The sequence below is a fragment of the Enterococcus sp. ARL09-542 genome (assembly GCF_005234805.1).
Lineage (GTDB): Bacteria > Bacillota > Bacilli > Lactobacillales > Enterococcaceae > Enterococcus_D > Enterococcus_D gallinarum.
This window is the reverse complement of sequence record NZ_QPQX01000009.1, coordinates 73,971-94,335: the sequence shown is the minus strand read 5'-3', so window position 1 is coordinate 94,335 and position 20,365 is coordinate 73,971. Positions and strand designations below refer to the sequence as shown.

16 protein-coding genes, 1 pseudogene and 1 riboswitch are annotated in these 20,365 nt (G+C 40.0%); all 17 genes and pseudogenes read left to right on the top strand.

Annotated features, from left to right (window positions below):
- Nucleotide 1 precedes the first annotated feature (1 nt).
- The 17 genes and pseudogenes from DVW06_RS10995 (at nucleotide 2) to DVW06_RS10915 (ending at nucleotide 20,359) form a co-directional block, all read left to right on the top strand.
- Nucleotides 2–646, top strand: a complete 645-nt coding sequence (locus DVW06_RS10995; RefSeq protein WP_137264643.1) for a phage tail protein — start codon at nucleotides 2–4, stop codon at nucleotides 644–646.
- Entirely contained in the window at nucleotides 646–1,110 is a 465-nt protein-coding gene (locus DVW06_RS10990; protein WP_086269598.1) for a hypothetical protein, read from the top strand. Before DVW06_RS10995 ends, DVW06_RS10990 begins: the two co-directional genes overlap by 1 nt.
- Nucleotides 1,111–1,301: 191 nt before the next feature.
- Nucleotides 1,302–3,596: a phage tail tape measure protein gene (locus DVW06_RS10985; RefSeq protein ID WP_137264642.1), complete on the top strand. Its 2,295-nt coding sequence runs from the start codon at nucleotides 1,302–1,304 to the stop codon at nucleotides 3,594–3,596.
- Between the two features lie 5 nt (nucleotides 3,597–3,601).
- Complete coding sequence (locus DVW06_RS10980; protein WP_137264641.1) at nucleotides 3,602–4,306, top strand: phage tail protein; 705 nt, start codon at nucleotides 3,602–3,604, stop codon at nucleotides 4,304–4,306.
- Nucleotides 4,303–7,116 carry a phage tail spike protein gene (locus tag DVW06_RS10975; RefSeq protein WP_137264640.1) on the top strand — a complete coding sequence of 938 codons (2,814 nt, stop codon included), beginning with the start codon at nucleotides 4,303–4,305 and terminating at the stop codon, nucleotides 7,114–7,116. Before DVW06_RS10980 ends, DVW06_RS10975 begins: the two co-directional genes overlap by 4 nt.
- 31 nt (nucleotides 7,117–7,147) lie before the next feature.
- Entirely contained in the window at nucleotides 7,148–9,424 is a 2,277-nt protein-coding gene (locus DVW06_RS10970; RefSeq protein WP_137264639.1) for a BppU family phage baseplate upper protein, read from the top strand.
- Nucleotides 9,425–9,453: 29 nt separating this feature from the next.
- On the top strand, nucleotides 9,454–9,885 hold the full coding sequence (locus DVW06_RS10965; RefSeq protein WP_137264638.1) for a hypothetical protein: 432 nt from the start codon (nucleotides 9,454–9,456) through the stop codon (nucleotides 9,883–9,885).
- Nucleotides 9,878–10,285, top strand: a complete 408-nt coding sequence (locus DVW06_RS10960; RefSeq protein ID WP_137264637.1) for a hypothetical protein — start codon at nucleotides 9,878–9,880, stop codon at nucleotides 10,283–10,285. The genes DVW06_RS10965 and DVW06_RS10960 overlap by 8 nt, the downstream gene beginning before the upstream one ends.
- Nucleotides 10,286–10,621: a phage holin, LLH family gene (locus tag DVW06_RS10955; RefSeq protein WP_137264636.1), complete on the top strand. Its 336-nt coding sequence runs from the start codon at nucleotides 10,286–10,288 to the stop codon at nucleotides 10,619–10,621.
- 37 nt (nucleotides 10,622–10,658) lie between these two features.
- Nucleotides 10,659–10,910, top strand: a complete 252-nt coding sequence (locus DVW06_RS10950) for a DUF5960 family protein (RefSeq protein ID WP_137264635.1) — start codon at nucleotides 10,659–10,661, stop codon at nucleotides 10,908–10,910.
- 2 nt (nucleotides 10,911–10,912) lie between these two features.
- The gene (locus DVW06_RS10945) at nucleotides 10,913–11,875 is read left to right on the top strand and encodes an N-acetylmuramoyl-L-alanine amidase (protein ID WP_137264634.1); all 963 of its coding nucleotides are present in this window, start codon (nucleotides 10,913–10,915) and stop codon (nucleotides 11,873–11,875) included.
- A gap of 59 nt (nucleotides 11,876–11,934) precedes the next feature.
- A pseudogene (locus DVW06_RS10940) lies at nucleotides 11,935–12,063 on the top strand (aldo/keto reductase); the annotation flags it as partial.
- A gap of 209 nt (nucleotides 12,064–12,272) precedes the next feature.
- On the top strand, nucleotides 12,273–13,250 hold the full coding sequence (gene guaC, locus DVW06_RS10935) for a GMP reductase (RefSeq protein ID WP_003127210.1): 978 nt from the start codon (nucleotides 12,273–12,275) through the stop codon (nucleotides 13,248–13,250).
- Nucleotides 13,251–13,580: 330 nt separating this feature from the next.
- A complete protein-coding gene (gene wecB / locus DVW06_RS10930; protein WP_081131368.1) occupies nucleotides 13,581–14,711 on the top strand; it encodes a non-hydrolyzing UDP-N-acetylglucosamine 2-epimerase in 1,131 nt (376 codons plus the stop codon).
- A 92-nt stretch (nucleotides 14,712–14,803) separates the two neighbouring features.
- A riboswitch (M-box (ykoK) riboswitch) is annotated at nucleotides 14,804–14,974 on the top strand.
- A gap of 269 nt (nucleotides 14,975–15,243) precedes the next feature.
- Nucleotides 15,244–17,835, top strand: a complete 2,592-nt coding sequence (gene mgtA / locus DVW06_RS10925; RefSeq protein ID WP_137264633.1) for a magnesium-translocating P-type ATPase — start codon at nucleotides 15,244–15,246, stop codon at nucleotides 17,833–17,835.
- Between the two features lie 434 nt (nucleotides 17,836–18,269).
- A complete protein-coding gene (pdhA, locus tag DVW06_RS10920; RefSeq protein ID WP_003127214.1) occupies nucleotides 18,270–19,379 on the top strand; it encodes a pyruvate dehydrogenase (acetyl-transferring) E1 component subunit alpha in 1,110 nt (369 codons plus the stop codon).
- 2 nt (nucleotides 19,380–19,381) lie between these two features.
- Nucleotides 19,382–20,359 (top strand): alpha-ketoacid dehydrogenase subunit beta, encoded by a 978-nt coding sequence (locus DVW06_RS10915; RefSeq protein WP_003127215.1) that lies wholly within the window; start codon nucleotides 19,382–19,384, stop codon nucleotides 20,357–20,359.
- The last annotated feature ends 6 nt before the right edge of the window (nucleotides 20,360–20,365 follow it).

The following is a 20,365-nucleotide window of genomic DNA, read 5'->3' as shown; positions in this document are numbered from 1 at the left end:
TTTGGGCAAAACAGATGTATTGTATTTTGAAGGCCTTGAGGATATCTTGATCGCTATGATGTCTCCTGAGGCACAAGATGGCGTAAATAAAGCACCAGAATATGGTGGAATTGTAAGACTACCTATTGCTACAAAACTGGCTGTAAAAGGTAACGGAACAACGTTAGAAAAATGGGCATCAAGCAAGATGTTCCGCCGTGTATCACGAGAAACAAAACACGAATTAGGATTGGACCATGTGGGAATTCCTATTGATGTCATGGATGAATTGAAAGGTTTGATTGCTGAAAGCGGCGTAACATTTTCTAAGAATATTGCAAGAGAATATCCATTCTTTGCTTTTGGATTTATCGGGAAAATTGAAGGCGGTGGCCGCAAAGCAGTATGGTATCCGAAAACTCAGTTATCTAATGTAATTGATGAAGAGTATGCAACCGAAGAAGATGAAACAAAGATCGACGATGTAACGGCAAACCTAGTAGCAACTGGATTGAATTACAACAATGTAATGTATTCAAGTTTTGATTCAAATAGAACTACCGGATCTCTTGCGCTATTTGAAAAATTCATTGCACAGCCAATCTATTCTGAACAACAATGGCAAACAATTGCTGCAGCTACTCCTCCAGTAGGTGGTGGCGAGTAATGGCTAGATTAGTTGACTACGGAATTAATATTGACGACTTAGGCAACTCTCGTGTGGTTAATATTAAAGGGCATGACTTTCCCGTTGTATTTACTATGGAAACGATGGAATATATTGCAGATGTATACGGTGAAGATTACTCAAAGTTCGAAAATGATATGAATCTTTTGATCAATAAAAGCGATGGGGAGATCAATTCTCGTAATTTGACGCCTGCTGATTTAAAAATCATGCGCTCGTTGATCTATGGAATGCTGCGCACTGGCGGTTTAGAAGAAGATCCTCAAACTATCTTCAAATTCTTAGGTATGAACGGCGATGTCTTACAGGCTTATGGGGCATGCATGGAAATTTTTAGTAATCAGAAGTTTCAGGTTGAAGACTTAAAAAAATCGAAGAAGCCACAAGATTATCAAACTCCTCAAAAGAAAAAAGGAAAAAACAAGAAGAAACACAAGAGATAGGAACTCCATGGAGCTTCTATCTCTATGTTGCCCTCACTCTACTTAATTGGAGTGAGGAATTTTTTTTAAAAGCAACACCTAACTTGTGGCTTAAATCTTATATCCAGTGGTTGAAAAGTAATACGGAGTTTGAACCGCCGGAAACGAGAACAATGGATCAAAGCCCTTGGTGGTAGGAAAGGAGTGCTAAGATGGCCGTAAGAGAGGTAGACACAGTCTTAAATTTCAAGACAAATGGAGAAGTCAATTACTCTAAAACGATCAAGGAAATCAATCGTGAAATGAACTTAGCAGCTACTGAGTACAAAAACCAAGTGTCTGCTATGGATAAAGACGCAACAGCAACTGAAAAACTGACTGCTGCGAAAAAGAAACTCGAAAATCAGTTATCGCTCGCTGAAAAGCGAACAGAACTTTTGCGAGAACAATATGAAAAATCAGTAGAAGAAACTGGTAAGTACTCAGCAGAATCTGAAAAACTTTATAAGAAGATGCTTGAATCCGAAACTGGTCAAAATAAATTAAAAGCCGCTTTGGATGAAACGAATGAAGCACTAAAAAAACAAGGCGATGTATCTATTGATACAGCCAAAAAGTTACAAAAAATCGAAGAAGCTGGCGAAAAGGTTTCGAATGTCGGTAAGAAGATGTCTGTTGGCGTTACAGCCCCGATCGTGGCAGCTGGAGCGGCAGGGCTAGCTGCATTCTCGGAAGTTGATGAAGCGTTAGATACGATCATAACTAAAACTGGAGCAACAGGCGATGTTGCTGACAGTTTGGCAACTTCGTTTGAAAACGTTGGATCAAATACTCACTTAGAACTACAAACAGTCGGAGAAGCAATCGGTGAAGTGAATACTCAATTTGGGTTCATGGATAAAAAACTTGAAGATTCAACCAATTATATCCTTCAATTTGCTGAAATTAATGGCACAGACGTTTCTCAATCCGCTATCTATGCAAGACAGGCTATCGAAGCCTATGATTTGTCCTATGATGATTTGAATAAAGTGTTGGATGTTACAACCAAAACGTCTCAAAATACTGGTCAAGCAGTCGATAGTCTGTTTGATTCGGCTATAAAAGGTGCCCCACAAATCAAACAGTTGGGCCTTAGTTTCGGCGAGGGCGTTACTTTGATGGGGCAATTCGAACAAGCTGGTGTCGATGGAAATGCAGCCTTGAGCAGTTTGTCAAAAGCTACGGTTGCCTATGCTAAAGATGGAAAATCTCTGTCTGAAGGCTTAGGGGAACTTCAAGATAAGATTAAGAATGCTAGTTCAGAAACAGATGCAATCAACGCAGCTGCAGAAGTTTTTGGTACCAAAGGTGGTCCAAGAATGGCAGATGCGATTCGAAGAGGAACGTTAAACCTAGAAGATTTGGCAAAAATCGCTGATGAAAGCCAAGGTTCAGTTGGGGAAACATTTGAAGCTACGCTAGATCCAATTGATAAATCTAACCAAGCGATGAACAATGCAAAAATAGCTTTAGCTGATGTAGGTGAATCCGTCCAAATCAGCTTATTGCCTTTCTTTGAAATGGCGATTGATGCTTTGAAGAGTTTTAAAGGTTGGTGGGATTCTCTGGACCAAGGTACTAAGAACTGGATTATAACCATAGCAGGTATCATTGCTGCAGTTGGTCCTGTATTGGTTGTTTTAGGAACGCTAATGAGTTCGGTTACCAAAATCGCAACTGGAATAAGGGTTTTACAAGGAGTGTGGTCTGGAATGACGGCATTACTAGCAGCAAATCCTTTTGTTCTTGTGATAGCTGGTATTGCATTGCTCATAGCAGGATTAGTGCTTGCCTACAATAAAGTAGAATGGTTTAGGAACGGTGTGAATGCATTCTTCCAAGGTGTTTCTGATATAGCGGTAGAAGTATTTAATTTTATGGGCGGATACATTAGCAATACTTTTGGAGGAATCATACAAAATTTCCAAAACTTTTTTGATGCAGGTAAGAGAATTTTCACCGGATTTATAGATTTTATAACTGGAATTTTCACTGGAGATTGGGAACGAGCGTGGAATGGTGTTGTAAATATTTTTGGCGGTATTTTTGATATGATTGCTGCTATGGCTAAAGCACCACTAAACACAATGATTGGATTGATCAATGCATTTCTTGGTGGACTAAACAACATTAAAATTCCAAAATGGGTTCCTGGTGTTGGCGGAAAAGGGTTTAGTATATCCACGATTCCTTATTTAGCAGAAGGCGGACATGTTTTGAATGGCCAAGCGATCGTTGGTGAAGCTGGACCAGAATTGCTTACGAACAAAAACGGTAAGACAACTGTTACTCCGTTATCAGACGAAGAAAAACGCAAAGGCATTGGCGGCAAAGTACAGCCTACTAAAGTGGAACAACATATCCACATTGGGAATGTCGATGCGAATAACCCAAGCGAATTAAACAAAATGAACCGTAAATTTTACCGTGCAAGCAAACAGGCACTTGCCGGTGTGGGAGGTTAGTAGGAATGTTCATGGATGCTGATACACCGAATTTTATATTCAAAGGAATCAACGCAGTTATGGATATGGATTGTATTATCGAAACTGAACTTCCTGAGATCTCTCCAAACAAACGCTATGAAGAAATCACTGTGTTAGGACGAAGCGGATCTTTGTACGAAACATTTGATGATTACGAACCGTATAACCTAGAAGTTGAATCAATCACAGTTCCTTATGATCGGTTACGTGAAGTAAAACAATGGTTACGAGGTCGTGGGCAATTGATTACTCATAATGATTACAATACCTATCGAGACGTTATTTGCATGATGGATTCCCCTACTGAGTTTGAAAACGAGTGGGGGTATTTCTATACCTTTGATTTAACTTTTCGATGCCAGCCTTTTAAACGGAAAGTAAATGAGCAGTCATTGCCATTTGCTACTTCGCTGGTCTTTCACGACCCTGGAGACGAAACAGCAAAGCCTTACCTAGAATTGAAACCAACAGGAGGCAACGTCAAACTTACAATCAACAGTACTTCGTTGACGATTACAAACACCAGTACAGAAGTAATCAAAGTCGATTGCGAACACGGAAAAATTATTCAAGGTTCGAAAACACTTTTCAGCAAAGGAGAATGGCCGTTGGTTCGTCCGGGAGAAAACAAACTGACTACCACAGGTGTTTCTAGCGGCACAATTTTAAGAAGGAGCGTGTATTTGTGAGTTTAGTTTATGTTTATGAAGAAATGCCAGCGGACTTAGAAACGAACGGTCACGCTTTGATTGATTGGGCTGATTTACCTGAAATCAACCGTATTCTAAATGGTGACTATACTTTTTATGGCAACTATTCATTAGATGGTCAAAATGTAGAATATCTCAAAGAAGATAACTTCATTCGTGCAGAAGATGAAGATGGCAAGATGAAATACTTTGAGATAAAAAAAGTAACGAAAAATCTCAATTCTTTCTCTGTTACCGGACGAGCGATCGGTTATATGTTGAGTCGGAATTTCATTGAGAGTAGTTTCACTCAAAATGGTACTGGATCAATTATCATGAGTAGATTAAAGGCTGCCTTAGCATTTGAGCAGCCTTTTTCATTTGAGTCAGATATTCAAACAGTCCACCAATTCACTGTCAAACAAACTAATCCAGTTGATGCTGTGATTGGTTCAAACAATGGTAACGAGAATCTAGCGAGTATCACTGCTGGCGAATTGGATATGGACAACTATCGTTTTAGATTGCTGTCTCGAATCGGAAAAGACAATGGCTATCGGGTTGATTTAGGAGTGAACCTAGAATCGATCGAGGAAGAGATAGACGGCAACTATTATAATAGCTTGTATTTAATCGGCGGAGTGCCAGAAGGCGATTACGATGAAGATAAAGAGCCTATCACGTACAAATATCTCGAATTGACAGGAGTAACTGACAAAAACCGCCGCATTGGTAAATACGAAAATTCAGAACTCACCACTGTTGCAGATTTGAAAAAATGGGGCCAATCGAAATTTGATGTCGATCGAGTACATGAGCCTTCAATCACTCATACGGTTTCAATGGTCCAACTTGAAAACACTATGGAATATGAAGAACTATACGATGATATTGCAAGGCTGCATTTCGGCGATACTTGCTACTGTACAGTTGCAAAATTAGGAATTGAAGTAGCTGAGCGAATGATCGAGTACACTTGGTACCCAACGCTTGGCAAATACAAAAGCGTGACCTTGGGCAATGATATCGAATTCTACACCAATGCCACGGCAACTGAGACGACAAAGCTACGTCAAAAGGTTGAAAGGCGCACTGAATTGATGGTTGAAGCCGTTCGAAATGCTTCGAGCTGGATCACTGGGACAAAAGGCGGCATCATTCGTATGCGACCTGAAAAAGCGCCTAGCGAAATCCTAATTATGGATAAACCTTCTGTCGCTGATGCTCAAAAGGTTTGGCGATGGAATTTAGGTGGACTAGGATACTCTAACAACGGCGTGAACGGTCCGTACGGTTTGGCAATGACTCAAGACGGTGCAATCGTGGCTGACTTTATCACTGCAGGCATTCTGTCAGGTATCCTCGTTCAAGGGGTTGCGTTGAAAACTTTGGATGATGAAGATTTCCAAGTAGTTATGGAAGGCGGAAAATTAACCTTTGAAAAACAAGTTGTATCAACTGGACTAGACGATGTTCATGGAGAAGAACTGGGGAGAATTACAGCTACGTATGGTGGTGGTCGAGTAATCAACGGATTTGCAGTAGTGCAAGATCCTAGTTATATATTCTCAATCAACTCCGCAAGTAAAGATAACAAGAAATTATCTGCCCCGATTCTTCAAGTTCCTGAAGAAAGCACAGCGGATAATCGACTGTACAATTTCTATGGAAAAGGAACTTTTGGTGAAGGACAGATCACTTTCAAAGATAATGTTGTCTTTGAAGGTGATGTTGAATTTAAAAAAGGTGTAAAGATTGCGGGACGTTTAGATGCTGGCAGTATTTATTCTGGAGGGCAACAAGTCTATCCAGGTGGATCTGGCGGAGGGGTCGGTCCCAGCGGCTCTACTTATGAACCAATCAATATAGGGAGCAACATTACAGGAAACCCCAACATTGTTGCTTGGCTTGACAAATATACAAAGTTATATGGTATCTCCGATTATATCGGTTTAGCTTACGCATTAATTATGGTTGAAAACCCAAGCACAGACGGCACAGATGATATCATGCAATCTTCTGAATCGGCTGGTTATCCAGGACCAGGCTATTTAACTGGAGAATCTTCGGTTAAACAAGGGTGTAAACATCTGGCGGAACAGATTAAAAATGGTCAAACTCAAAACGTTGATATTTGGGGAGTCATGCAAGGATATAATTTTGGAAGTGCATATATTCCTTGGTTAGCAAATCGTGGAGGGAAGAATACTACTGATTTAGCAGAAGAATATTCAAGAGACGTAGTAGCACCTTCTTTAGGAAATACCACAGGGGCCACTTATCCATATGTTAATGCAGTTTCCCAAGCAGATGGACGAACCTATCTGTATGTTAACGGAGGAAACTTCCATTATGCAGCAATGATTCGTCAATATGTAAAAGTAACGGAGAGCGTGGGATATGTAGTACCTATTAGCAAACCAGTCACTGTGACAAGTGAGTTTGGCTATAGACAGCATCCTATAACAGGAGCTTACGAATTACACAACGGGATTGATTTAGTTAATGGAAATCCAACCACCCCTATTTATGCTTCGGCTGCAGGAGAAGTCGTGATTGCTGGAAGTTATCCTGAATGGTACGGAAGCTATGTTGTTATCAAGCACTCTGACGGACTATACACAGGATATGCACATCAAAGTCAATTGCGAGTTTCAGTTGGAGACACCGTAAAACAAGGACAACAAATCGGAAACATGGGAACAACAGGGCCAAGTACAGGTCCGCATTTGCACTTTCAGTTTTTTAAAAATGGACCTTGGCCATCTCAAAATGACTTTATCAATCCAAGAGAATATATAAATTTCTAAAAAATAAAGAGTTTTAAAGGAGCTGATAGTTTTGGCGGTTAAATACCCAATTACACTTAACGTAAGCGAACCAAACAATAATATAGGGTTACTAAAAATCAGACAAGCAGATGAAGAAACACAGACTCTCGTTGTACAAATATTAGAAGATGCCACACCTAAATCATATGAAGGTTTGCAAGTTTTCTTTTGTGCGAAAATCGGGCAAACTGATGGATTAGGTATTATTGAACAAAAACTATTGCCATCTGAAATGACAGACCCGAAAATCGGGAAACTAGAGTACACGATGCGAGCGCAAGATTGGCAAATATTAGGACGACAGCTGGCCTATTTTAGTTTCCGTAAAATGGTCGATGATCATACCTTCGTACAACAATTCACCACACGTGATTTCACTTATGAAGTCACTAAAAACGTGTTTAGTGATGGATCCAGACAGATTATAAGTGATGGGTCAACTTATATTTGGACGATTGAAGACTTGAAAAGATTGTATGAAGAATATATAGCTTCTGGTAAATCCGATTGGGAAGAGTTTGTCGAACAGAACAAAGAGGTACTTGAATCGGTTGATCCTGGTGGAACAATACTCAGTGAACTAATAAGATCAAGAAAGCCTGAAGGAGCAACACAGCCATATCCCGATTTACCGACACGGCTTGATGAACAAATTGGAAAGAATAATGAATTTCGTGGTTTTGAAAGCAGTGTATCTTTTATGCAGCGCGTTCAAAATGAAAATGCAGAAAGAAGTGTGAACGTTAAGTGGTTCGGTGCAAAAGGTGATAATATAACAGACGATACCGCCGCATTGCAGGAGGCATTTGATTACGGATTTGCTAATCGTCTAAAAGTATTCATTCCAGCTGGGGATTATGTAATTACTAAGCCATTGTTAGTCAAGGCGAATCAGAAAAAAGACATTAGTTGGGTATCTATTTCTGGTGCAGGTATGGGAATTACCAATATCCACAAGAAAGGGAAAACAACATATAGTTTTGCTGATGAAACAACTTCAGCAAATGCTTCAGAAAATATTGACGCTGTAATTATTTTGATGAATGAAAGTAATTACGATAAGATACCGATTCAAGATGTTGCATCTAGTTCAAATTATTGCTCAAATATAAAACTAGAAGATTTCTCTATTTTCGGGGACACTTCAGATAACACCGAACAGGGAATATTTGCACTGGGGATTTCAATGTCTGAATTCACAAGATTACTGTTCAAAAATTTAAATGTTGCCATGCAAACTATTCGTTACAATATGTATTGCACTTACAGTCGATTAGAGATTGAAAAAGCTAAAAACGGGTTTAGATTTCTCTCGCCATTTTGGGGAAATACAACAATGAATTTTTCTGATATACATTTAAACGGAGTAGATGAAATAGGATATGACATAAAAGGAAAAGCAATGCTTACGAACTGCTCATCCGATGGGGGCCTGTTGTTGCCATTGAAATTTACATCCACTAATCCAACAATTCCGACAACGGCTTTTATTAATTCATGCCACTTTGAATCACCTGTTGCATCTGGAGTGGTATCTTTGAGCAATAGCAAAGTAACGATGACACAATGCGAAATCGAAATTCCTATGCAGAGCAATGCCGTAACATTCAAAGCAAAAGACGGTAGTGTGTTGAATGTTGTAGACAGTCGTCTGGAACGTGGTAATCGAAGTGAGTTTCCAGAAAAAAGTGCGGGAAAGATGTATGAAACAGACGTATCTTCAAGGATTATGTATAACAATCTTTTTTACAAAGGGAATTTATATGCAAATGAGCAACCGTATTACGATCCAACGAAGAATATTATTTTTGATAGATTCGATAAAGCGAAAAAGGTATATGGATATATTGCCTATATCGAAAGTAGTATACTAGATTCGAATTATCCGACATACTCGATTGATAAGAGCGGATTAGTTACGTTAAATACCACTGGCGGTAAAGAAAACAATCAGATAGGTTCAGTAGGGTTTGTCATTGATGATAAGGTTGACATCAGTAAATTTTCGATGTTAGAACTAGATGCGGATATTATATTTAATGGCGGAAACGGGGATTCTAATGCCTATACCTGCCGTGTTAATCTTCTTACGAATAAACCATCAGAAGGTTTTGTAAGTAAAGGAACTGTTTATCCTAGTGCATATTCAAGTCAACCAATTTTCTATGGTGGAAAAAACAGAAAAATTTATTTGGATGTTAGTAATGTTTTCGGTTCATACTATTTAGAAATTAGGTGTGGGGGACAAGTAAATGTTAAGATTAATAGTTTTTCGTTACTCATATAAGGTTTTTACTTTAGGGAAGTAGGTGGCATATGTGGTTATTAATTAGTTATACATTTGGTTATATTAATAAGCGAAGCACCTCTTTTGTTTTCTCTCTAGGTTCAATTGCTTATGGATTCTATCATTTCTTCAACTCAAACATTCTTTCATATTCAAACGCATATGCGGCTATCAATAATATCTTCGGATTTATTGGTGGTCGTTATTTTGGTTTAATGTTTATCATTATCGGGGCTCTGAAAGTGTTTGGATTGATAATTGATAATGTATATCTCAAACTCCCTCTGTACTTCGTATTGCTGTTTCTGTGGCTTCTATTAGGCTCTTGTTTCTTGGTCACTTTCATAGATGGCAGCACTAATCCATCTTGGATTTATTGCTTCACAATAGCGCTAATGAGTACAAATATCCTGAAGGTAAATCAGCAGGAAATAATTATAAAGGATGAAGCAGATGGATAGATTTTGGACCAGCGGATTTCCGCAAATCATGACAATTATCGGCGTTTTTCTTTCGGCGGTATACGGTCCGAAATTAGTGGCTAAAGTGCAGGGGAAGAATAAGGTTGAAGAAGTGAAGACAGAAGGGGATAACAACGCAGAAGCTTTGTATATCCAAAACATGGGGAACATTATCGAAGGCTATCGGTTGCAAGTAAAAGAGTTTAAAGATGAACTAGCAGCGGTTAGATCAGAATTCCGAGAGTTTAAGGAAGAACACGAGAAGCAAGTGACAGCGTATAAGGAGCAAATCGGGTTTCTTGAGTTGCAAGTGGAACAGCGTGATGAGCGTATTCAGGAACTCGAAGGGGAAAATGAAACACTTAAAAACGAGAACACAATTTTGAAAGGTGGAGTTTAAATGGAAGCATTACAAGATGTATTGTTAAACTTGTTGATTGTCGTTGTTGGTTTGGCGACAACGTTCATTGGACAAAAAGGAACGGCATATTTGAAGAGGAAAGGTGTGCTGGCTCAATTGGAAAGCAAGAAGAACTATGTAGCGATCGTTGTATCAGCAGTTCAGCAAGTTTACGCAGAAGCAAATGGAGATGCTAAGTTGCAAGAAGCCAAGGCTCAGTTAGTAGACTTATTTAACAAGAACGGCATTAAGTTTACTGAAGAAGAGTTGAATCTGTTAATCGAATCAGCAGTAAAAGGGATGAAAGATGGTGTTGATCAAGGAGTGGCTGAATAGGCCGCTTTTTTTTATATACAAAATTGGAGGGATAAACATGAGGAACAAAGCAAAATTTATCGAAGACTTTGAAGCAGTGGCAAAACCAGAAATCATCGAGGCTGTGGATCCAGTGCAAGATGCAGCTCACACAATGAATCAATTAGGCGAATCAGAATATCATTTGACAGGCAATTTCACGAAAGACGGTCAAGACAAGACTTTCAAGTTTGAAGTAAAAAAACGTGAAAAAACGGATGATCCAACAGATGAAATCGAAGACTACTTTTACATCGGGAGAGGTGAATAACCATGGTCAAATATAATAACTCAACCTCTCATAGAGGACATAACGCGATCGTTCCTGGTGCAAGTGGATGCGGCTTGAAAGAGCACGAAGTAGCACAAAAGATCCATGACAAGTTTCGTGCAGTAACCAAAGCGGTAGATGCTACGGATAATGTGGGACGTACAGCCAATGATAACTTGTACAACATCGTCAAAAAAATGAATGCTGTTGGCAAGTCTTTCCACGTCAGTCACCATTTGAATGCCTTTAACGGTACTGCAAATGGGTTTGAAGTCTGGTATTACGCTGGTAATGCTCAAGCGAAAAAATTAGCAGAAGAAATTTGTACAGCTGTTTGTAAAGTGACAGGATGGGTTAACCGTGGGGCTAAGGCTACTACATCCTTATATGTCATTCGAGCTTCAACAGGCTCGGCAATTTTAATCGAATGGGGATTTGTAGATAGTCAAAAAGATATGGATATCATGGCCAAGAAAATGGATGCAGCAGTTAATGCAACACTGGCTGTGTTCGGATATTCTGCAAATTCATCTAACAACAACAATTCATCCACAAGTAAGCCAGCTGCTTCAACAAGTTTTAAAGTGGGCGACAAGGTGAAAATCACTGATGCGCTATACAAGGATAGCACAGGCGCTGGTCGGTCGACTGCTAGTCGCGGCAAAACTGGCACAATCAAGCGAGTGGTCAGCGGTAAAAAACCATATTTGATTGATAGCCTGGGTTGGGCCCACAAGAACGACATTCAGCTTGTGACAACTAGTAATGCGACATACAAAGTTGGCGATACTGTGACCGTTCAAAGCTTCGCAACTCAATATCAGACCGGACAAAATATCCCATATTGGGTTAAAGGCAATAAATATAAGATCAAACAGATTAAATCTGTCAATCAATCTAAATCTAAAAAAGCATATTTGTTGGACGGAATCAATTCATGGTTCTTGGAGCAAGACGTTAAGTAACACAAGCACCCCTTACTCTTTTGAGTAGGGGGGGCTTTTTTTGTGTGTCCAAATAACCAAATATGCAGGTGATCGCAGGCACGATGACGCCGCATCGTATCGAAGAGATCGCTAAGGCATCTACGATTGTGTTGACACGCCAAGAATGGTATGAAGTATATTTGGCAGCTGGCAATATTTTACCTTAAAAAAAGAAGAAACCCTTTATTTAATGGAAACTATCTCAGGAATGTTCGTAAAAGACGAACATTCCTGTTGCTTTTTAAAAAAAAGATTCTAAAACACTTGTATTTATGAGTGAGCTGGTTTAAATTGTTGTGGGCATTAAAAATAGGCGACAGCCATTTGATGCTTGCTTCACTCTTATCAAGATTTGGAGGATATTTTTATGTTTGACATGAAAGTTTTTGATTACGAAGATATACAATTAATCCCTAATAAATGTATCGTGAATAGCCGTTCAGAATGTGATACGACGGTTACTTTAGGCAAACATTCATTTAAAATGCCGGTCGTTCCTGCAAATATGCAAACGATCATTGATGAATCAATCGCAGAATTTTTAGCTGAAAATGGCTATTTTTATATTATGCATCGCTTTGACGAAGCAGCCCGCATTCCTTTTATCAAAAAAATGAAGGAAAAAGGCCTGATCTCTTCGATCAGTGTCGGTGTCAAAGACTATGAGTATACTTTTGTCGAAACATTGGCTGCTGAAGGACTGGTGCCTGATTATATTACGATCGATATTGCCCATGGACATTCCAATGCTGTCATCAATATGATCCAACATATCAAAAAACATTTACCAGATGCTTTTGTGATCGCAGGGAATGTTGGCACACCTGAAGCGGTCCGAGAATTGGAAAATGCCGGCGCGGATGCAACGAAAGTCGGGATCGGACCAGGGAAAGTTTGTATCACTAAAATCAAAACTGGTTTTGGAACTGGTGGGTGGCAATTAGCTGCATTACGCTGGTGTGCAAAAGCAGCTCGCAAGCCGATTATCGCCGATGGGGGAATCCGCACCCATGGAGATATCGCAAAATCTGTTCGTTTTGGGGCAACGATGGTCATGATTGGTTCATTGTTTGCTGGACATGAAGAATCTCCCGGGGAAACAAAAGTCGAAAATGGTGTCGTTTTAAAAGAATACTTTGGCTCTGCTTCTGAATTCCAAAAAGGGGAAAAGAAAAACGTCGAAGGGAAAAAAATCTGGATCCCTTACAAAGGTTCTTTGAAAGATACTTTGGTTGAGATGCAGCAAGATCTACAATCATCGATCTCCTATGCCGGTGGCAAAGACCTCGAATCGATTCGAAAAGTTGATTATGTGATCGTGAAAAACTCGATTTTCAATGGCGATACAATTTAAGTTGCTTCGGCTGTAGAATTGACAGTGGCATGAATAAAAGTTCGATCCAAAAGATTTCTTTGGTCTTACAGCAAGCGATAGCAAAACATTCTTATCACTTGCTGCTGAGGGCAACAAGTCTTTTGGTTTTTTTATTTTCAGCGCTGACCTTCTGCTTTTTGTGGAATCATCTCTATCGACTATTTGGTTTTTCTTAATCTTTCGTTATAATAGAAGAAATGATGAAAAAAAACTAAAAAAATATTCTGAGCTAAAAGCGGATATTCAGTTGACTAAGTGAGTAAGAGCAATAACAATAAAGTAAACATGCAGAAAGAAGCAGGTGAGTGTTTGACTATCAAAGTAATGTCCGTTTTTGGGACAAGACCGGAAGCCATCAAGATGGCGCCTTTGGTAAAAGAATTAGAGGCTGATCCTCGATTTCAATCAATTGTCGTGGTGACAGCCCAACATCGCGAGATGTTAGATCAAGTATTAGAGGTTTTTGCGATCGAACCTGATTACGACTTGGATATCATGACATTGGGACAGACGTTGACCGGCATCACTACAAAAGTCTTGCTGGAATTAGAACCGATTCTCCACCAAGAAAAACCGTCAATTGTGCTTGTTCATGGTGACACAACAACGGCATATGCCGCAGCAACCGCAGCTTTTTACGCTCAGATTCCGATCGGTCATGTTGAAGCTGGTTTGCGGACGTGGAATAAACGATCACCCTATCCGGAAGAAGCCAACCGGCAACTCATCGATGTGCTAGCGGATCTTTACTTTGCTCCAACGCTTCAAAGTAAAGAAAATCTACTTGCGGAAAATCATGATCCAGAAGCCATCTTTGTCACTGGCAATACCGCGATTGATGCCATGCGCTACACTGTTTCTCAAGACTATCAGCATCCTACACTAACAGACAGAAAACAGCGAAAGATTTTGTTGACGATGCACCGCAGAGAGAATTTAGGTCAGCCGATGAAGAATGTTTTTCAGGCATTGGCTCGAATCGCAGGCGAGTTTCCAGAAGTCTCAGTCGTTTTTCCGATGCATAAAAATCCCAAAGTTCGAGAAATTGCCCAAGAAACTCTGGGTGCTTTAGAGAATGTTACATTGATTGAACCTTTAGATGTCATCGATTTTCACAATTTTGCCAACCAAAGCACATTGATTCTAACTGATTCCGGCGGTGTCCAGGAAGAAGCCCCTTCTCTCGGTGTTCCTGTATTGGTGTTGCGGGACACAACTGAACGTCCAGAAGGCATTGCGGCAGGAACGTTGAAATTGGTCGGTACAGGGGAAGAGGATGTGTATCAAGCAACGAAGCAGTTGTTGCAGGATCACGCTGCATATACCGCAATGGCGCATGCTGAAAATCCTTATGGTGATGGTAAAGCAAGTCAGCGAATCAAAGAAGTGTTGGCTCAATATTACCGTCTGTCCGGAATGGCAGATCCTTCGATCCAATGATCCAAAAACTGAAAATGGAATTGAAAAATAACAAAAGTATTTTCACATAATGGTTGACCTATATAATTAGATAGACTATAGTGAGGATAGAAATAAATAATTGTTAGGTGAGGCTCCTATATGGACACAAGCTGCTGCCGCAAAAGTATCGAGAGATGCTTAGTTGGTAGGACAGGTCTAATCGTGAAGGTTAAACCCAAAGCAGCTGATAACGTCAAGTTATCTACGCCCTATAGTGCTAAAGCTCTACAATGATCATGAGTTTTTTACGCATGCTTATTGGGAGCATGCGTTTTTTTGTGTTAATGGTCACTGATGCCTTTATTTTAGCTGATACATACAGACCTTTATGAGGTGCTGCAAGACAATTGCTGACTGCCTTTATTTTTGACCAACACTTCTGCATGATCCAGAGTTTCTTGCTTGATAAACAGAGAGGAAGATGAACATGGAATACCCCAGTCCCCAGATGAACAATAAAAAGAATGCTAGGGGTAGCAAATGCAACTCCTAGTTATAGGAGGAAAAGAAGATGTTAAAAAAATTATCTAAAGATCAAGAATTAAAATTACTTGCACAACTTTCGGAAAGAGAGTTGCTGATGGAAATGCGGACTTCGTTTAATGGACTATCAAAAGAGGATGCAGCAGAACGTCTGGAAGAATATGGACCAAACCAAGTAGATGCACAAAAACCAACACCTGCTTGGCTGATGTTTTTAAGTGCTCTCAAAGATCCTTTTGTATTAGTTTTGGCTTTGCTGATGGTCATTTCTTTTTTCACAGGTGATTATGAAGCAGTGGTCGTGATGGGAATCATGATCTTAGCAAGTGTTACGATCACATTCGTGCAAGAATATCGTTCGCAAAAAGCAAGTTTGGCTTTAAAAGAATTAATTGAAAATACATGTTCTGTCACTCGAGACGGCGAAACGATCGAGATTCCGATGGATGAAGTCGTACCAGGAGACATCGTGACATTGGCAACCGGGGATATGATTCCGGCAGATGCTATTTTGATTTGGACAAAAGATTTATTTATCAATCAATCTTCTCTGACCGGAGAATCTATGCCGGTGGAAAAATTTGTCGATGCTGGGATCAAAGATTCTAAAGAAACGATTTCCGCATTAGATATGCAAGATTTGGTTTTCATGGGAACGGATGTCCTTAGTGGACAAGGTAAAGCAATTATTTTAAAAACCGGTCAAAGTACTTTTTTTGGTGATATTGCCAAAAATGCAACGTCAAAACGAGGAAAGACTACTTTTGAGGATGGTTTGACGAAAGTCAGTAAATTGTTGCTGCGAATGGTAATGGTTTTGTTTCCCATCGTCTTTTTGATCAATGGATTGACAAAAGGAGACTGGGGAGAAGCCCTTTTCTTCGCAATCGCTGTAGCTGTTGGCTTGACTCCGGAAATGTTGCCAATGATCGTCACAAGTAATTTGGCAAAAGGTGCCATGTCGTTAGCTAAAGAAAAAGTGATCGTCAAAGAATTGCCTTCGATTCAAAACTTGGGCAGTATGGACGTTTTATGTACGGATAAAACCGGCACGATCACTGAAGATCGCGTCGTATTAGTGCAGCATCTGAATCCGTTTGGTAAAGAAGACCAACAAGTGTTGGATATGACCTATTTGAATTCCTACTATCAAACAGGTTGGAAAAATTTGATGGATATTGCGGTATTGAACTACTTCGAAGACACAGAGCGCCAAGCACCGTATCAAGAAGTCATCAAAGTGGATGAAATCCCCTTTGACTTTTCCCGCCGGCGTTTAACAGTGGTTGTCAAAGCAGATGGACACCAAATCATGGTCACAAAAGGTGCTGCTGAGGAAATGGAGAAAGTCTGCAAATACGTGGAAGTCAACGGACAAGTTCTGGAATTGACAGATGAATTAAGAGAAAAACTTCGTGAGGTAAATCACCGCTTGAACAAACAGGGCATGCGTGTCCTAACAGTAGCAATCAAGCGAGATGCTCACGCAGAAGCCGTCTACACAGTTGAAGATGAACAAGATATGATCATGATCGGATTCATGGGCTTTTTAGACCCAGCGAAAGAGTCCGCAAAAACAGCTATTGCTTCATTACATGGTCATGGTGTCAACGTGAAAGTTTTGACTGGTGACAATGCGATCGTGGCGCAAAAGGTGTGTAAAGATGTGGGGATCGAAGTGAACGACTATCTTCTAGGGATAGACGTTGATCGTCTCTCTGATGAAGAATTGGCTGAAAAAGCAGAAGCGGTCAATCTATTTGCTAAGTTGAATCCTATGCAAAAGTCACGCATCATTCAGTCGCTGCAAGCCGATGGTCATACTGTCGGATTTATGGGAGATGGAATCAATGATGCGCCTGCACTGCGGGCTGCTGATGTCGGTATTTCTGTAGATACGGCCGCAGACATTACCAAAGACGCAAGTTCGATCATTTTATTAGAAAAAAGCTTGAATGTGTTAGATAAAGGCGTCATTGAAGGCCGTAAAGTTTTCACAAACATGATGAAATACATCAAGATGACATTGAGTTCAAACTTTGGGAATGTTTTTTCGATTCTTGTCGCTAGTGCATTCTTGCCTTTCTTGCCAATGCTTTCTATTCAATTGCTGGTGCAAAATCTAGTCTATGATATGGCACAGTTGACTATTCCTTGGGATAATGTGGATGTGGAAGAACTAGAAAAACCAGTCAAGTGGCAAGTCAGAGGCTTATTGAAATTCACCGTAAGCATTGGACCAGTCAGCAGTATTTTTGATATCTTGACATTCTTCGTGATGTGGCATGTGTTCCAAGCAAATGCCATTCAAGAACAAGCGCTGTTCCAAGCCGGCTGGTTCATGATCGGTCTTGTGACGCAAACATTAGTCGTGCATATGGTCCGGACGCGTAAACTGCCATTTTTCCAAAGTATCGCATCGCCAGCAGTCTTACTGTCAAGCGTTCTTGCGATTTTGGTGGGTTTCGGTATTATCTTGTCGCCGCTGCACACAGTCTTTGATTTTGTAGCGCTACCATCTTCTTACTGGCCATGGTTTGTCGGCATTATTCTTGCCTACCTGGTAAGCGTAGAAGTAGCTAAGAGAATCTATATCCATTATACAAAAGAGTGGATCTGAGAAAAGAAACGGATAGTCATAAAAGATTTTAACTTTTATGCTATCTGTTTCTTTTTTATTCTATTCTGTATTATTTTTTTCTCATTATCAAAAAAAACTAATTTTACTAAGTCGAAACATTCACAAGGGAAAGTCCTCGAGGTGTTACGTTTCTGTTTAGTTAAAAGGCGAAGTCTGTACTATTCTTAAAAGAAAAAAAGAATTTAATAAGGAGCAAAGCAAGAAAGCGATTGCTTAAATGTGATTGTTTTCACTAATCGTTTCTTAAGAGTTGGTCTAATGGGAATCATTTTATTAAAAAAAAATACCTTTTCACTTGTCTTATTCTCGTTTAAATGATAATTTATAGTAGTAAATGATTTTTCGATGATACAGATTTTATCCCTGTTACATTCGAAAGTGAATTTTTATATCAGAGAGGAAAGTGTGTCAAGATGGCAAAAAAACAAAAAGCACTTGATTTCCAAGCAATTTTGGAGCAAGTCAATGCAGATTTTCCAACTTATCAAGCATTAGATAAAGACGGAAAAATCGTAAATCCAGATTTAGTACCTGATCTAAGTGACGACGAATTAGTCGAGTTGATGACTCGCATGGTATGGTCCCGTGTATTAGACCAACGCTCTACTGCGTTAAACCGTCAAGGTCGTCTAGGTTTCTTCGCGCCAACAGCTGGTCAAGAAGCAAGTCAATTAGCAAGCCATTTTGCATTTGAAAAAGAAGATGTGCTTTTACCGGGTTACCGTGATGTCCCTCAATTGATCCAACACGGCCTTCCATTGAAAGAAGCGTTCTTATGGTCTCGCGGACACGTAGCTGGAAACCTTTATCCAGAAGACTTGCAAGCTTTACCACCACAAATCATTATCGGTGCGCAATACGTGCAAGCTGCTGGTGTAGCTCTTGGTCTGAAAAAGCGCAACAAGAAAAATGTTGTCTTCACTTATACAGGTGATGGCGGTTCTTCACAAGGGGACTTCTATGAAGCAATCAACTTTGCTGGTGCTTACCATGCAAACGCTGTATTCTACATCCAAAACAACGGTTTTGCGATTTCAACACCTCGTGAAGTTCAAAGTGCTGCGCCAACATTAGCTCAAAAAGCAGCTGCAGCTGGTATCCCAGGAATCCAAGTGGATGGTATGGATCCATTAGCAGTTTACACTGTCTCAAAAGCAGCTCGTGAATGGGCAGCAAATGGCAATGGACCAGTTTTGATTGAAACATTGACTTACCGTTATGGTCCACACACATTATCAGGGGATGACCCAACGCGTTACCGTTCAAAAGATATGGACAGCGAATGGCAACAAAAAGACCCATTGGTTCGCTTCCGTACGTACTTGACTGAAAAAGGACTATGGTCTGAAGAAAAAGAAGAACAAATCATTGAACAAACTAAAGAAGAAATCAAAGCTGCAATCGCTGAAGCTGACCGTGTACCTAAACAAAAAGTTTCAGATTTCTTGAAAAATATGTTTGAAGTACAACCTCAAAACATTAAAGAACAAATTGCAACTTACGAAGCGAAGGAGTCGAAATAGTCATGGCACAAAAAACAATGATTCAAGCAATTACAGATGCCTTAGCTGTTGAAATGGAAAACGACAAAGAAATTTTAGTCTTTGGTGAAGACGTCGGTAAAAACGGCGGGGTTTTCCGGGCAACAGAAGGTTTACAAGAAAAATTCGGTGAAGATCGTGTTTTCGATACCCCTCTTGCTGAATCTGGTATCGGCGGTTTAGCTTTTGGTTTAGCACTAGAAGGTTTCCGTCCAGTTCCAGAAATTCAATTCTTCGGATTCGTTTTTGAAACATTTGATGAAATCGTTGGACAAATGGCACGTACTCGCTACCGTATGGGCGGCACACGCAACTTGCCAATTACGATTCGTTCACCATTTGGTGGTGGTGTGCATACACCAGAATTGCACTCAGATAACTTGGAAGGATTGATTGCTCAATCACCAGGTATCCGTGTCGTGATTCCATCAAACCCATACGATGCAAAAGGATTGTTAATTGCTTCTATTCGCAGCAATGATCCTGTTGTTTTCTTAGAACATATGAAACTTTACCGTTCATTCCGTGAAGAAGTGCCAGAAGAAGCGTATGAAGTTCCATTGGATAAAGCAGCGGTGACTCGTGAAGGAACAGACGTATCGATCATCACTTATGGTGCAATGGTTCGTGAAGCAATCAAAGCAGCGGATAACTTAGCAAAAGAAAACATCAATGCTGAAATTATCGATTTGCGTACAGTTGCTCCTCTTGATGTGGAAACAATCATTAAATCTGTTGAAAAAACAGGTCGTGTGGTTGTTGTTCAAGAAGCTCAAAAACAAGCAGGCGTAGGCGCTCAAGTCGTTTCTGAAATTTCTGAACGTGCGGTTCTTTCATTAGAAGCACCAATTGGACGTGTATCTGCTCCAGATACAATCTTCCCATTCGGTCAAGCAGAAAATATCTGGTTGCCAAATGCTAAAGATATCGAAGACAAAGTGAAAGAAATCGTGAACTTTTAATAGTTG